Origin of the sequence: Microbacterium sp. P03, assembly GCF_043556235.1 — a bacterium.
Taxonomy (GTDB): domain Bacteria; phylum Actinomycetota; class Actinomycetes; order Actinomycetales; family Microbacteriaceae; genus Microbacterium.
In genome coordinates this window covers 909,580-923,855 of the sequence record NZ_JBIGIM010000001.1, presented here as the reverse complement: position 1 = coordinate 923,855, position 14,276 = coordinate 909,580, and the positions used below count along the sequence as shown (strand labels likewise).

Genomic DNA, 14,276 nt, shown 5'->3' with positions numbered 1-14,276 from the left:
TGATCGTTCCTCTCGTATTCCTTGTGGGGCCTCGGCGGCTTGGTGCCACCACCGGGGGTCTATGACGCTTCGGCGAGTGCCGCCTCCTCCACCAGCGCGGAGCGATCCACGTGGTGGCAGGCGACCTGCGCGCGGCCGTGCGGGGCGAGTTCGGGATCGGACTCGCGGCACCGGGCCTGAGCGGTCTCGTCGAGGAGAAGGTACAGCGGGCACCGCGTGCGGAAACGGCATCCCTCGATCTCCTGCGTGGGGCTCGGCAGATCCCCGTTCAGGAGAATGCGGGTGCGCTGGCGCTCGATGGCGGGGTCGGGGATGGGCGCCGCCGAGATGAGCGCCTTGGTGTACGGATGCCTCGGATTGTTGAAGATCTCCGCGATCGGACCCTGCTCGACGATTCGGCCGAGGTACATCACGGCGACATCGTCGGCGATCTGACGGACGACGGCGAGGTCGTGCGCGACAAAGAGATACGACAGCCCCAGGCGGTCCTTGAGGTCTTCCAGCAGGTTGATGACGCCGGCCTGGATGGAGACGTCCAACGCCGACACGGGCTCGTCGAGGATGAGGACGGCGGGGTTGGTCGACAGCGCACGCGCGATGCCGAGTCGCTGCCGTTGGCCGCCGGAGAACTCGTGCGGGTATCGATCCGCCATCGCCGGGTCGAGCCCGACCAGTTCGAGCAGCTCCGTCACCTTCGCATCGCGCTCGGCCTTCGGCGCTCCCTGAACCCAGAGCGGCTCCGTGATGACCTCGCCGACCGGAAGGCGCGGATCGATCGCACCCATCGGGTCCTGGAAGACGATCTGCACGTCCGGGCGGAGTGCGTTGATCTCGCGCTTCGTCGCGGTCCCGACATCCGTGCCCTCGATGCGGATCGTTCCCGACTGGGGGGCCGCCATCTCCATGATCTCGAGGATCGTCGTGGTCTTGCCGCAGCCCGATTCACCGACCAGGCCCAAGGTGCGGCCGGGGCGCAGCGTGAACGAGACGCCGTCCACGGCGCGGACGGTGCCGATGCGTCGGGGGAAGACCGAGCCCTTCATGAGCGGGAAGTGTCGCGTGAGGTCGGTGACCTCGACGACCGGGGCACCACCGGTCTCGGCGCGCTCCTCCTCGGGCAGGGGTGCGGGGCGCGGGAAGATCTCCGGACGCTTGAGCTCACCCGATGCGATCTCGTCCGCCCGGATGCACGCCGAGACGTGCAGAGGCGTCGCCGGATCGTGCACGGCCAGCATCGGCTCGATGTCGTGGCACGCGTCGATCGCGATCGGGCAGCGGGCAGCGAACGGGCAACCCTGAGGCAGGTTCGCCAGCGACGGCGGACGCCCGTCGAGAGGGACGAGGCGCTGCGTTCCTGCCGTCATCATGTTGGGCACCGATCGCAGCAGCCCGATCGAGTACGGCATGTGCGGGGCGGAGAACACCTCGTCGGTCGTGCCGAGTTCGACCAGCTTCCCGGCGTACATCACGCCGACGCGATCGGCGTGGCCGGCCACGACCCCGAGGTCGTGGGTGATCAGGACGACGGCGGCGCCCGTGATGTCCTTCGCCTTCTCGAGCACCTCCAGGATCTGCGCCTGGATGGTCACGTCGAGCGCGGTCGTGGGTTCGTCGGCGAGGATGACCTTCGGGTCGTTCGCGATCGCCATGGCGATCATGGCGCGCTGACGCATGCCACCGGAGTACTCGTGCGGGAACGCTCGGGCGCGGCGCTCGGCGTCGGGGATGCCGACGACCTTGAGCAGCTCGACCGCGCGGGATGCGGCCGCCTGGGTCGAGAGTCTGCCGTCGTGCAGGCGCAGAGCCTCGCTGATCTGGTCGCCCACCGTGTAGACCGGCGTCAGGGCGGACAGCGGGTCCTGGAACACCATGGCCAGGCCTTTGCCGCGGATGCGCGACAGTCGCGCGTCGTCGAGACCGAGGAGCGACTGTCCTTCGAACTCGATCGCTCCCGTCACCCGCGCGCTCGAGGGAAGCAGGCCCATGACCGCGAGGGACGACACCGACTTGCCCGACCCGGACTCGCCGACGATGCCCAGGAACTCGCCCGGATGCACGTCGTAGGAGATGCCGCGGACCGCCTGCACGGGTGCGCCGTCGCGCTGCGGGAAGGTGACGCTGAGATCGCGGACCGACAGCAGAGGAGTGCCGGTGCGCGGCGGGGTCACGGGACGCGGTTCAGTCACGGTTGTTTCCAGACGTGGGGTCGATGGCGTCGCGCAGCGCGTCGCCGACGAGGCTGATGGCGAACAGCAGCGCGATCAGCACCATGGCGGGGAACACGAACAGCCAGGGACGGGTCACCGCCGCGGCGGTGCCGTCCGAGAGCAGGGTTCCGAGCGACACTTCGGGCTTCTGGACGCCGAACCCGAAGTAGCTCAGCGCCGTCTCGGACATGATCGCCGAGACCACGCCGAGGGTGGCGTCGATGATGAGGATGGAGGCCATGTTCGGGATGATGTGGCGCCCGAGGATCTTATGCGTCGGCATGCCCATATAGCGCGCCGCGCGCACGAAATCGCGATTGCGCAGGGATCGCGTCTGGCTGCGCACGACCTGGGCCATGATCATCCAGCTGAACAGGGCGATGTAGAGCATCAGCACCACCCATGACAGCCCCTTGATGAGCGGGCTGAGGAGGATGAAGAGGAAGAACGCGGGGATCACCAGAAGCAGCAGGATGAACCACTGGATGACGCGGTCGACCCACCCGCCGATGTAGCCGGCGGTCGAGCCGACGATCGCGGCGATGATCGTGGCCGCCGGGCCCGCGACCAGTCCGATGACCAGGGACTTCTGCAGGCCGGAGAGCGTCTGGGCGTAGATGTCCTGACCGATGGAGTTCGTTCCGAACCAGTGCAGGTTGGTGGGGCCCATGCCCATATTCAGCGGGTCGCGATCGGTCACGCCGTACGCGTAGAGGAACGGACCGAGGAACGCCCACAGGATGATCATGACCACGACGGTGATGCCGATCCAGAAGCGCGGCATCCGCTTCAGGCGCAGCCACACCAGGCCGTTGCGCGAGAGCGGACGCCGAGCGCCGGTGACGTCGTTGCCCGGCTCGAGGGGCGCTTCGAGCGCCTGTTCCTGCATCACCGACATGTCAGTTCCTCACCCTCGGGTCGAGCGCGGCGTACAGCACTTCGGAGAGCGTCGAGGCGATCAGGTAGAGGACGGCCACGAACAGCGTGCTCCCCGCGACGGCGTTGATGTCGTTCTTCTGAATGGCCTCGATCTGGAACTGCCCCATCCCCCGCCAGCTGAAGACGATCTCGAGCATCGCGGATCCCGCGATGAGCGTCCCGAAGCTGTAGGCGAAGAACGTCGACATCGGGATGAGGGCGAGCCGCACGCCGTGGCGGTAGAGAGCCTGCGTGCGCGGCAGGCCCTTCGATCGCGCGGTGCGGATGTAGTCGGCGCCGAGCACGTCGAGCATGACGCTGCGCTGGTACCGGGAGTAGGAGGCGGCGCTGATCAGGACGAGCGCGAGCGTCGGGAGAAGCAGGTGGATGGCGCGATCCCACGCCAGCTCCCACCAGTTGCCCGAGATCCCCGCGGTGTACTCGCCGGTGAACTGGATGAGCTGCGTGCCGGCCAGATTGTTGAACTGCGTGGCCACGATCATGAGCAGCACGCCGATGACGAACGTCGGCGTCGCGAAGACGACGTACGACGCGTACGTCACGATCTGGTCGCTCGTGCGGTACTGCCGGACGGCGCCCCACACTCCGAGCAGCACGCCGAGGATCGCGCCGATGATCGACCCGAGAAGGAGGAGGCGCAGGCTCGCCCCCGACCGGGCGAGGATCTCATTCGTGACCTGGGCTCCGCCCACCGTGGTGCCCAGCGAGAACTGGGTGAAGAGGTTCACCAGCCAGGTCCACATGCGCACGATGACCGGGACGTCGGGATTGACGCCCATCGCATCGAGCGAGGCATCGATGGATGCCTGCGGCGGTCGCGGATTCATCCCGTAGAACCGGGCAGCCGGATCCAGGACGGTGCTGGCCAGGATGTAGGCCATGCAGGTCGCGATCAGGCTGAGGATCGCGTAGTTCAGGAACCGCCGGATGACGTAGATCGTCATCGAGCCGGCCTCGCGGTCCGGCGTAGTTCAGACAGACACATCATCGTCGTTCTTTCCTGGGGCCACCGCCACCATGCGCGGTGTCGGCTTCGGGGGGATGTCGGAACCTGTCCGACCCATAGACCCTAACCCCGGCGCTCCGTTGCGGCCGTCGACGTTGACGAGTCTTTTCACGACCGTAACATTTCGTCATTCCTTCGCAAAATGTTCTATCAGCAGACACATAGGTTCGCAGTCAGGCGACCGTAGGCCCTATGCGCTGAGCACAGCGCTCAACGCGCCGATCACGATGATTCCCAAAGCCAGCAGCGCGGGGACATCCCATTCACGGCGGATCGCGGCATCCGCTCTGCTTCGCTCACGCGCCCCGTCCCACTCGTCACGGATGATACCCAGCTCTCGAAGAGCGGGGGGCACCGTCGCCCCGGGTCGTGCGCCCGCCGTCGGACCGACGCGGCCCGGCCGGCCCGCCACCGGCCCGCCGTATGCCTTGATCTCGGATCCGTCGAGGAGGTCGAACACCACCTGCCAGCGCATCCGGATATCGGCGACCCGACCCCACGGGAGTGTCGTGCGGCGCAGATAGTTCTGGACGATGACATCGTCCCTGCTCATCGAGATGTGCGAGGCGTACAGCACGACGTAGATGAACCAGAGGACGAGCAGCACCCAGGGCGCCAGCAGCAGCATCTGGATGATGCCGGCCCGCAGGAGCGCGTCGCCGAGCAGCACCACCGCGATCACGCCCGACACGATCAGGGCGATCGTGCCGGACGTGGCGCGGAACACCCGGCGCGCCGGAGCGGGCGGGTTCGGGCGGGGCGCGCTCAGAGGCCCGCTCCCCCGCCCAGGGGAATCGATGCGCCGGGGATCGCGTCCAGCAGGCGCCTCGTGTACTCCTCGGACGGGTTCGCGAAGATCTCGTCGACGGTCCCCTGCTCGACGACCTTGCCGCGTTCCATGACGCAGACGAGGTCGGCTGTCACACGCACGACGGCGAGGTCGTGGGTGATGAACAGGTAGGTCAGACCGAGTTCGGACTGCAGTTCGGCGAGCAACTGCAGGATCTGGTCCTGCACGAGCACGTCGAGTGCGGAGACCGCCTCGTCGAGGATGACGATGTCCGGCTTCAGCGCCAGTGCACGGGCGATGGCCACGCGCTGACGCTGACCGCCGGAGAGCTCGTTCGCGTAGCGCGACGCGAGCTCCTGCGGAAGCGAGACCTGGTCGAGAAGCTCGCGCACCCGCTCGCGCCGTGACGCCGTGTCGCCGACCTTGTGGATCTCGAGCGGCTCGGAGATCGTGTTGCCGATGTTGCGCATCGGGTCGAGCGAGCCGTACGGATCCTGGAACACGGGTTGCATGCGTCGTCGCAGGTCGAACGTGTCTTTGCGCGACAGCCCGGCGACATCGATGCCGTCGACCTCGATGAGACCGGAGGTGGGATCCTCCAGCTTGAGCACCATCTTGGCCACCGTGGACTTGCCCGACCCCGACTCGCCGACGAGGGCGAGGGTCTTGCCGCGCGGGATCTCGAACGAGACCGCATCCACGGCGCGGAACGGCTCGCTGCGGAAGCCACCCATGCGGATCTTGTAGTCCTTCGTGAGCTCCTTCACGCGCAGTGTCGGAGCGGTGTTCGCGACATCCGCCAGCACCTTCACACCGCGGTCCTCGACGACGGCCTGGATGCGCTGCGAGGCGATGCTGGGTGCAGCAGAGACCAGCCGCTGCGTGTACGGGTGCAGCGGGTTCTCGAGGATGGTCCGGCTCGGCCCCGACTCGACGATCTCGCCGTCCTTCATGACGATGATGCGCTCGGCACGTTCCGCGGCGAGGCCCAGGTCATGCGTGATCAGGAGCACAGACGTGCCCTTCTCCCGCGTGAGCTTGGCCATGTGGTCCAGGATCACGCGCTGCACCGTGACGTCGAGCGCCGAGGTGGGCTCGTCCGCGATCAGCAGCTGCGGATCGGCGGCGAGGCCGATGCCGATGAGGGCGCGCTGGCGCATGCCGCCGGAGAACTGGTGCGGGAACTGGTTCATGCGCTTCTCGGCGTCTGCGAGGCCGGCCTGCTTCAGGACCTCGATCGCGCGCGCCTCGATGTCACGGCGACCGGACGCGATGCCGTTCGCACGCACCGCCTCCTTCACCTGGAAGCCGATGCTCCACACCGGGTTGAGGTTCGACATCGGGTCCTGAGGCACGTACCCGATGTCGCGGCCGCGGACGGCCTCCATCTCGGACAGCGAGTATTCGGTCAGGTCGGCGCCGGCGAGCGTGATGCTGCCGGAGGTGACATGACCGGTCCCGGGCAGGAGGTTCACGATCGCCGACGCCGTCGTGGACTTGCCCGAGCCGGACTCGCCCACGATCGCGATGGTCTCGCCGGGGAAGATGTCGAAATTGATGCCGTGGAGCACCTCGCGCTCACCGGACTGCGAGTCAAAGGCGACACGCAGGTCCTTCACGCTCAGCAACGGCTGACGGGCGGTCTCGCTCATCGGCGGGCCCTCGCTCTCGGGTCGAGGGCGTCGCGGATCAGCTCGCCCAGCAGGATGAACGCCAGCACCGTCACCGTCAGCAGGATCGACGGGTAGATCAGCGCCATGGGGGCCACGCGCAGCGACTGCTGCGCCTGGCTGATGTCGTTGCCCCACGACATCGTGCCGCTGCCGAGACCGACACCCAGGAACGACAGGGTCGCCTCGGCGACGATGGCCGCCGCGAGGCTGATGGTCGTGATGACGAGGAGCGGTGCGATGGCGTTCGGCACGACGTGGGTGACGAGCGTGGTGAAGCGCGACTGACCGAGCGCGCGGGAGGCCGTGATGAAGTCCGCCTGACGCACCCGGAGCACTTCCGCACGCACCACGCGGGCGGTGGATGCCCACGCGAACCCGCCGATGGCGAAGGCGAGGGTGAACACGTTGCGGTTCGTCGAGAAGACGCTCATCACGACGATCGCGGCGAGGATGTAGGGGATCGAGAAGAAGATGTCGCCGATGCGCGACAGCAGGGAATCGAGCCATCCTCCGTAGAACCCGGCGAACGCCCCCATGATGAGGCCGATCGTCGTGCCGATGATGGTGGCGATGAGGCCGACGGTGAGCGAGGTGCGCGCACCCCAGACCATGCGGGACCAGATGTCGCAGCCCTGGAACGTGAAGCCGAGCGGATGCCCGTCCGCCGGTCCGCCGTTGCTGTTGGCGAGCTGGCAGTCGTCGTTGGGCGGGACCGTGGTGAACAGCGTCGGGAAGACGGCCATCACGAGGACGATGCCCACGACGATCAGGCTGATCCAGAACGTGGGTCGACGACGCAGATCGTGCCAGGCATCCGACCACATGCTGCTCGGCTTCTCGCCGACGCGGACCGCGTCGACGACGAGCGTCTGGTCTTTGACGGGGGCGACGTAGTGCGCCGCCGGGGTGCGATCACTTGACATAGCGGATCCTCGGATCGAGCAGGCCGTAGAGCAGGTCCACGACGAGGTTGACGAGCACGTAGATGATGACGAACACGGTCACGAAGGAGACGATCGTCGGGCCCTCGTGACGGAGCGTCGCCTGGAACAGTGTGTTCCCGACACCCGGCACGTTGAAGATGCCCTCCGTGACGGTCGCTCCGACGAGGAGCACGCCGAAGTTGGTGGCGGAGTTCGTGATCACCGGGATGAGCGAGTTGCGCAGCACGTGCACGGGGACGACGCGTCGGCGCGACAGTCCTTTGCTGTACGCGGTGCGCACCCAGTCCTGGTTCAGGGTGTCGATCACCGAGCCGCGCATGAGGCGCATGCTCGTGGCGTAGAGGCTGAATCCCAGGACGAGCGCAGGGAGCAGGAGGTCGCCCCAGTCGTTCTGGGCGCCGACCGTCGGCTTGAACCAGCCGAACTGGATGGCCAGGAAGTACTGGGCCAGGAAGCTGAGCACGAAGATCGGCAGCGCCACGAAGATGAGGGCGATGACGAGCATCGTGTTGTCGAAGATCTTGCCCTTCCGCAGGGCGGAGACCGTGCCGATGATGATCGAGAGGGTGAACTCGATCAGGATGGCCATGATGGCGAGTCGTGCGGTCACCGGGAGGGTGCGGGCGAGGACCTCGTTGACCGACTGACCCGAGAACGTGACTCCGAGATTGCCTTGGAAGATGCCCACGATGTAGTAGAAGTACTGCACCAGGAACGGGTCGTTCAGGTGGTACTGCTCGCGCAGTTGCTCGACGAGGGCCGGGTTCGGCGTGCGATCGCCGAACAGGGCGAGAATCGGATCGCCGGGCAGGGCGAAGACCAGGAAATAAATGAGAAGCGTGGCCCCGAAGAACACGGGTATCACCTGAACCACACGTCTGAGGATGTAACCGAGCATCCTCACTCCCTCCAGCTGAAGGATGCTCTGCGACCAGCGCGTTCGGGTCGTCGCAGGCATCCGGTAAGAGCATCGTGCCGCGTTATGCACGCGATTGCGAGGCCCGGGCGGACAGACCGCGAGGCGGTGACATGACGTCACCGCCTCGCGGGTTCGATCAGATGTTACTTGGTGATCTGGAAGTACAGCGGAACCGAGTTCCAGCCGAACTCGACATTCTGCACGCCCTCGGCGTAGCCGCCGGTGACGTTCGAGTACCAGAGCGGCGTGGCCGGGAGGTCCGTGAGCAGGATCTCCTGTGCCTTCTGGAAGTCGGCGTTGGCGGTCTCCGCGTCGGTGGCCGAGATGCCGCTGGTCAGCAGGTCATCGAACTCCGGGTTGGAGTAGTCACCGTCGTTGGAACCGGCGTTGGTCGCGTACAGCGGGCCCAGGAAGTTGTACAGACCCGGGTAGTCCGCCTGCCAGCCGGTGCGGAACGCGGTCGAGATCGTGCGCCCCGTGATCTCCGTCCGGAGCGACGCGAAGTCGACGTACGGAGCACCGGATGCCTCGATGCCGAGCGTGTTCTTGATCGAGTTGGTCACCGCGTCGACCCACGTCTGGTGTCCGCCGTCGGAGTTGTACGCGATCTGGAATGTACCGTCCCACGGCGAGATGGCGTCGGCCTCGGCCCACAGCTTCTTCGCCTCGTCCTCGTTGTACTCGAGGACGCCTGCGCCTTCGAGCGAGTCGGACCAGCCCGCGATGACCGGCGAGGTGAAGTCGCTGGCCGGGGTACGGGTGCCCTGGAAGATCGTCTGCGTGATCTCTTCCCGGTTGATCGCCATCGAGATGGCCTGACGGCGCAGCTGACCCTCTTCTCCCGAGAAGTGCGCGAGGCGCGCAGGAATGGTGAAGGACTGGAAGACGGCAGCGGGCTGGTTGACCGCGCGGTCACCCAGGTCACTCTCGAAGGTGGCGAGCGCCGACGGCGGAACACCGTCGATGACGTCGACGTTGCCGCCGAGGAGGTCGGCGTACGCGGCATCCTGCGTCGCGTAGAAGACGATGTCGAGGCCGGCGTTCTGCGGTGCGCGGCCGCCGGTGTAGTCGTCGTTCTTCACGAGCGAGATCTGCACGTCGTGCTCCCACGCCGTGTCGCTGGCGAGCTTGTACGGGCCATTGCCGATCGGGTTCTCGCCGAACGCTTCCATGTCTTCGAACGCGGCGTCCGGGAGCGGGACGAATGCCGAGTAGCCGAGACGGAGTGCGAAGTCGGAGGCGGGCTTGCTCAGCGCGATGGTGAACGTGTAGTCGTCCACCTCCTTCAGGCCGGTGAGCTCGGAGTCCTCGTCGTAGCTGAAGCCCTCGATGTCTTCGAAGAAGTAGCTGTTCAACTGAGCGTTGGACGCCAGCGCGCCGTAGTTCCAGGCGTCGATGAAGTTGTGGGCCTGCACCTCGGTGCCGTCCGTGAACTTCTGACCCTGCTTGAGCTTGATGGTCAAGTTCTGCGGGTCGTCGACCGTGATCGACTCCGCCATGTCGTTGACGGGCTCACCCTTGGCGTCGTAATAGACCAGTCCGGCGAAGATCGAGTCGAGGATCTTGCCGCCGCCGACCTCGTTCGTGTTAGTCGGGATGAGCGGGTTCTCGGGCTCGGAACCGTTCGTCTTGATGACGGCGGTGCTGGTGCCGCCGCCGGACGCGCTCGGCGTGCTGCTGCCGCCGCCGGAGCAACCGGCGAGCGCGAGCCCTCCGACCACCAGCAGCGCGACGCCCGAAAGGGCGATCTTGTTGCGCTTCAACTTTTCCTCCTGTGCAAGGGTGATGCGCCCACAGCAAGGCAGACCAATACTGGGGCGCGGTTAGGGAAACCCTAGGTAAACGACAAGCGATGGTCAAAACCTCGCGCGAAAACGTTACAGACCCTTAACTCAATCGGTGTTCGATGTGGCAATCTGACAAGATGCCCCCGCTGAACCCTCCCTCGTCTTGGCCGGAGGGCACAGCCGATGACCTCGGGGGTGCCCGGTCGTCACGGTGGCGCGCACGACTCTGGTGGGAGATCGGGATCGTGCTGGCGCTCTCGGTGGGGCGCTCGGCCATCTACTCCGTGCTGTCGCTCATCCAGGCGCTCGGGCGGGAGGAGTCCCTCGGCGGTCAGTCCCAGGCGCTCAACCCCACGGCCGATGCGGAGCAGTTCTGGGACGTCCTCTATCAGCTGCTGTCGCAGCTCTTCGCCTTCGCACCCATCGCACTGGCGGTGTGGCTGCTGTGGGAGCCGGGGAGGAGCGCGTTCGCCCGCATCGGGCTGGACTTCCGACGGTTCGGCGGCGACGTGGGGCGCGGCATCCTGCTCCTTGCCGTCATCGGGATCCCCGGGCTCGGGTTGTACGTCGCCGGCCGTGCTCTGGGCATCACCGTGCAGGTGGAGGCAGCCCCGCTCGACCCGTCGTGGTGGACCGTGCCCCTGCTTCTCCTGGCCGCGGTGCGGGCGGGGCTCACCGAGGAGGTCATCTTCATCGGGTATCTGTTCGACCGCTTGCGGCGGCTGGGGTGGGGCTGGTGGGCGATCATCCTGTCGACGGCGGCGCTCCGCGGGGCCTACCACGCGTACCAGGGCCCCGGCCCGGTGATCGGCAACTTCGTCATGGGCGTCGTGTTCGGGTGGTGCTACCGCCGCTGGGGCCGTGTGATGCCGCTCGTGATCGCCCACACGCTCATCGACGTCGTGGCGTTCGTGGGGTATCCGCTCGCCGTGGCGCTCGTGCCCGGGGTGTTCGGGCCGACGCCGGGCGCGTCCGCCACGCCGACGCCCACGGTGTCGGCGACGCCCTGACCCGCCCTCGGGGCAGGCCGGCCGTCACGATCGGCTCGGGGCCGTGCGAACGGTCGCGATACGCCGCGCGCCATCGGGGCCGCGCGGCATGTCGTGACCGTTCGCGAAAGCCGGTGACGCGACAGCGGTCAGGCGAACGCCTCGATCGGCGGGCAGGCGCACACGAGGTTGCGATCGCCCCACGCGTTGTCGATGCGGCGCACCGGCGGCCAGTACTTGCCGCGCACGAGGGTGTGCACCGGGTACACCGCCAGGTCACGCGGGTACGGGTGCGCCCACTCGGCCACGATGACCGACTCGGCGGTGTGCGGGGCGTTCACCAAGGGGTTGTCGTTCGCGGGCCACTCCCCCGCCGCCACGGCGTCGGCCTCGGCCTTGATCGCGATCATCGCCTCGATGAAGCGCTCGATCTCACCCAGGTCCTCCGACTCCGTCGGCTCGACCATGAGCGTGCCCGCGACGGGGAACGACATTGTCGGCGCGTGGAATCCGTAGTCGATCAGACGCTTCGCGACGTCGTCGACGGTGACACCGGTCTGTTCGCGCAGGGGGCGCAGGTCGAGGATGCACTCGTGCGCGACCAGGCCGGCCTCGCCGGCGTACAGCACCGGGAAGTGCGCACGCAACCGGAAGGCGATGTAGTTCGCCGAGAGCACCGCGGCGGCCGTGGCATCCCGAAGCCCGGCCGCGCCCATCATGCGCACGTAGGCCCACGAGATCGGGAGGATGCCCGCAGACCCGTTCGGGGCGGCCGAGACCGCACCGCCCTCGAACACGAAGCCGCCCGCGTGATCGGCGCGCTGCGAGAACGGATGCCCCGGCAGGAACGGTGCCAGATGGGACTTGGCCGCGACCGGTCCGACCCCGGGACCGCCTCCGCCGTGCGGGATCGCGAACGTCTTGTGCAGGTTGAGGTGCGAGACGTCGCCCCCGAGGTCGCCGAAGCGCGCGAACCCGAGCAGCGCGTTGAGGTTCGCGCCGTCGACGTAGACCTGTCCCCCGGCGTCGTGCACGGCCGCGGTGATCGCGAGCACCTCGTGCTCGTACACGCCGTGCGTGGACGGGTAGGTGATCATCAGCGCGGCCAGGGTCTCCGCGTGCAGAGCGATCTTGGCGTGCAGGTCGTCGAGGTCGACGTTTCCGGCCTCGTCGCATGCGACGACGACGACCTTCATGCCGGCGAGGACTGCGGATGCCGCGTTCGTGCCGTGTGCGGAGGAAGGGATGAGGCACACGGTGCGGCCGGCGTCTCCGCGGGACACGTGGTATCCGCGGATCGCGAGCAGTCCGGCGAGCTCCCCCTGCGACCCGGCGTTCGGCTGCAATGAGACAGCGTCGTAGCCCGTGACCTCGGCCAGCCACGACTCCAGCTGCTCGATCATCGCGAGGTAGCCGCGCACGTCGTCCTCGGGGGCGAACGGATGCACGCGCGAGAACTCCGGCCACGACACGGCGGCCATCTCTGTCGCCGCATTGAGCTTCATCGTGCACGAGCCGAGCGGGATCATTCCGCGGTCGAGGGCGTAGTCGCGGTCTGCCAGCGACTTGAGGTAACGCATCATGGCGGTCTCGGACCGGTGCGAGGTGAAGACCGGATGCGTCAGGTACTCGTCGGCGCGGAAGAGTCCGACCGGCACGCCGGCGAGGGCATCGGCGTCCGCCCACGGCACGCCGCGCTCGGCCGACCCGCCGCCCTGCATCTCGGACTCGGGGAGGCCGAACGACCAGGCCACCGCGGCCAGATCGGCGGCGGTGGTGGTCTCGTCGACCGAGAGCCCCACCGTGGCATCGTCGACCCAGAACAGCTGGTAACCGCGCTCGCGGGCACGCTCGATGACGCGTCGCGCGTCGCCGGGGACGTGCACGCGCAGAGTGTCGAAGAACGCCTCGTGGACGACGTCGAGTCCATACGACCGCAGTCGTCCGGCGAGCGCCTCAGCCTTTTTGGCGACGTCGGTCGCGATCGCGCGCAGACCGTCGGGACCGTGGTAGACGGCGTACATCGCCGCCATGACCGCGAGCAGCACCTGCGCGGTGCAGATGTTCGAGGTCGCCTTCTCACGGCGGATGTGCTGCTCGCGCGTCTGCAGCGCGAGGCGGTAGGCGGGATGGCCCGCCGCGTCCTGCGAGACGCCCACGAGGCGGCCCGGCAGCTGTCGCTCGAGGCCCCCGCGCACGGCCATGTAGCCCGCGTGCGGTCCGCCGAAGCCCAGCGGCACGCCGAAGCGCTGCGTCGTGCCGACGGCGACGTCGGCGCCGAGCGATCCCGGCGAGCGCAGCAGCGTGAGGGCCAGAAGGTCGGCGGCGACCACCACGCGTCCGCCCTGAGCCTGAACGGCGGCGATCACCTCGGAGGGATCCCAGACGCGGCCGGATGCCCCCGGGTACTGGACGAACGCGCCGAAGGCCTCGGGCAGGGTGGGCGTTCCGTCTTGCTGCGCCCGCCCGACGACCGGTGCGCCGAAGTCGATCACGCGCAGCTCGATGCCGAGCGCGTCGGCTCGCGACTCCAGCAGCGCACGCGTCTGGGGCAGCGCGTCGGCGTCGACGAGGAACACGTTCGACGTCGACTTCGATGCACGTCGCGCGACGAGCATCCCCTCGACCACCGCGGTCGACTCGTCGAGCATCGACGCGTTCGCGGTCGCGAGACCGGTCAGATCCGTGACCATCGTCTGGAAGTTGATGAGCGCCTCGAGGCGGCCCTGGGAGATCTCGGGTTGATACGGCGTGTAGGCGGTGTACCACGACGGGTTCTCCAGCACGTTGCGCGCGATGACGGACGGCGTGAACGTGTCGTAGTAGCCCAGTCCGATCATCGGCCGCGCACTGCGGTTCTGCGCGGCGAGTGCCCGCAGTTCATCCAGCGCCTCCGCCTCGGTGGCCGCGGGCGGGATCTGCGAAGACGTCACCGTCTGGACATGGATGGATGCCGGTACCGCGGCGTACATCAGGGCGTCGACCGTGTCGTACCCGAGCGTGTCCAGCATGCGCCTCTGAG

Annotated in this window: 10 protein-coding genes; 1 reads left to right on the top strand and 9 read right to left on the bottom strand. The window is 67.6% G+C overall.

Annotated elements, in window-relative coordinates; all coding sequences use genetic code 11:
- Positions 1-59 precede the first annotated feature (59 nt).
- The 8 genes from ACFXOO_RS04435 to ACFXOO_RS04400 form a co-directional block, all read right to left on the bottom strand.
- Positions 60-2,186: a dipeptide ABC transporter ATP-binding protein gene (locus ACFXOO_RS04435; RefSeq protein WP_394562866.1), complete on the bottom strand. Its 2,127-nt coding sequence runs from the start codon at positions 2,184-2,186 to the stop codon at positions 60-62.
- Positions 2,179-3,105: an ABC transporter permease gene (locus ACFXOO_RS04430; RefSeq protein WP_378838492.1), complete on the bottom strand. Its 927-nt coding sequence runs from the start codon at positions 3,103-3,105 to the stop codon at positions 2,179-2,181. The genes ACFXOO_RS04435 and ACFXOO_RS04430 overlap by 8 nt, the downstream gene beginning before the upstream one ends.
- Before the next feature lies 1 nt (position 3,106).
- The gene (locus tag ACFXOO_RS04425; RefSeq protein ID WP_378838489.1) at positions 3,107-4,090 is read right to left on the bottom strand and encodes an ABC transporter permease; all 984 of its coding nucleotides are present in this window, start codon (positions 4,088-4,090) and stop codon (positions 3,107-3,109) included.
- A gap of 252 nt (positions 4,091-4,342) precedes the next feature.
- Positions 4,343-4,879 carry a PH domain-containing protein gene (locus ACFXOO_RS04420; RefSeq protein WP_378838487.1) on the bottom strand — a complete coding sequence of 179 codons (537 nt, stop codon included), beginning with the start codon at positions 4,877-4,879 and terminating at the stop codon, positions 4,343-4,345.
- A gap of 38 nt (positions 4,880-4,917) precedes the next feature.
- Positions 4,918-6,594 (bottom strand): dipeptide ABC transporter ATP-binding protein, encoded by a 1,677-nt coding sequence (locus ACFXOO_RS04415; protein WP_378838484.1) that lies wholly within the window; start codon positions 6,592-6,594, stop codon positions 4,918-4,920.
- Entirely contained in the window at positions 6,591-7,538 is a 948-nt protein-coding gene (locus ACFXOO_RS04410) for an ABC transporter permease (protein ID WP_394562865.1), read from the bottom strand. The genes ACFXOO_RS04415 and ACFXOO_RS04410 overlap by 4 nt, the downstream gene beginning before the upstream one ends.
- Complete coding sequence (locus ACFXOO_RS04405) at positions 7,528-8,457, bottom strand: ABC transporter permease (protein ID WP_378838669.1); 930 nt, start codon at positions 8,455-8,457, stop codon at positions 7,528-7,530. The genes ACFXOO_RS04410 and ACFXOO_RS04405 overlap by 11 nt, the downstream gene beginning before the upstream one ends.
- 164 nt (positions 8,458-8,621) lie before the next feature.
- Positions 8,622-10,241, bottom strand: coding sequence for an ABC transporter substrate-binding protein (locus ACFXOO_RS04400; RefSeq protein ID WP_378838479.1), 1,620 nt, complete (start codon positions 10,239-10,241; stop codon positions 8,622-8,624).
- Between the two features lie 161 nt (positions 10,242-10,402).
- Here ACFXOO_RS04400 and ACFXOO_RS04395 point away from each other — a divergent pair, with 161 nt between their 5' ends.
- Positions 10,403-11,275, top strand: a complete 873-nt coding sequence (locus ACFXOO_RS04395) for a CPBP family intramembrane glutamic endopeptidase (RefSeq protein ID WP_394562864.1) — start codon at positions 10,403-10,405, stop codon at positions 11,273-11,275.
- A gap of 128 nt (positions 11,276-11,403) precedes the next feature.
- Here ACFXOO_RS04395 and gcvP read toward each other — a convergent pair whose 3' ends face one another.
- Positions 11,404-14,265, bottom strand: coding sequence for an aminomethyl-transferring glycine dehydrogenase (gene gcvP, locus ACFXOO_RS04390; protein ID WP_394563203.1), 2,862 nt, complete (start codon positions 14,263-14,265; stop codon positions 11,404-11,406).
- Between the last annotated feature and the right edge of the window lie 11 nt (positions 14,266-14,276).

What these genes read in the sequence shown, in the direction of transcription:
- ACFXOO_RS04430 (WP_378838492.1), bottom strand. Translation starts at nt 3,105, where the DNA reads ATGTCGGTGATGCAGGAACAGGCGCTCGAAGCGCCCCTCGAGCCGGGC.
- ACFXOO_RS04405 (WP_378838669.1), bottom strand. Translation starts at nt 8,457, where the DNA reads ATGCTCGGTTACATCCTCAGACGTGTGGTTCAGGTGATACCCGTGTTC.
- ACFXOO_RS04395 (WP_394562864.1), top strand. Translation starts at nt 10,403, where the DNA reads ATGCCCCCGCTGAACCCTCCCTCGTCTTGGCCGGAGGGCACAGCCGAT.
- ACFXOO_RS04415 (WP_378838484.1), bottom strand. Translation starts at nt 6,594, where the DNA reads ATGAGCGAGACCGCCCGTCAGCCGTTGCTGAGCGTGAAGGACCTGCGT.
- ACFXOO_RS04410 (WP_394562865.1), bottom strand. Translation starts at nt 7,538, where the DNA reads ATGTCAAGTGATCGCACCCCGGCGGCGCACTACGTCGCCCCCGTCAAA.
- ACFXOO_RS04425 (WP_378838489.1), bottom strand. Translation starts at nt 4,090, where the DNA reads ATGACGATCTACGTCATCCGGCGGTTCCTGAACTACGCGATCCTCAGC.
- gcvP (WP_394563203.1), bottom strand. Translation starts at nt 14,265, where the DNA reads ATGCTGGACACGCTCGGGTACGACACGGTCGACGCCCTGATGTACGCC.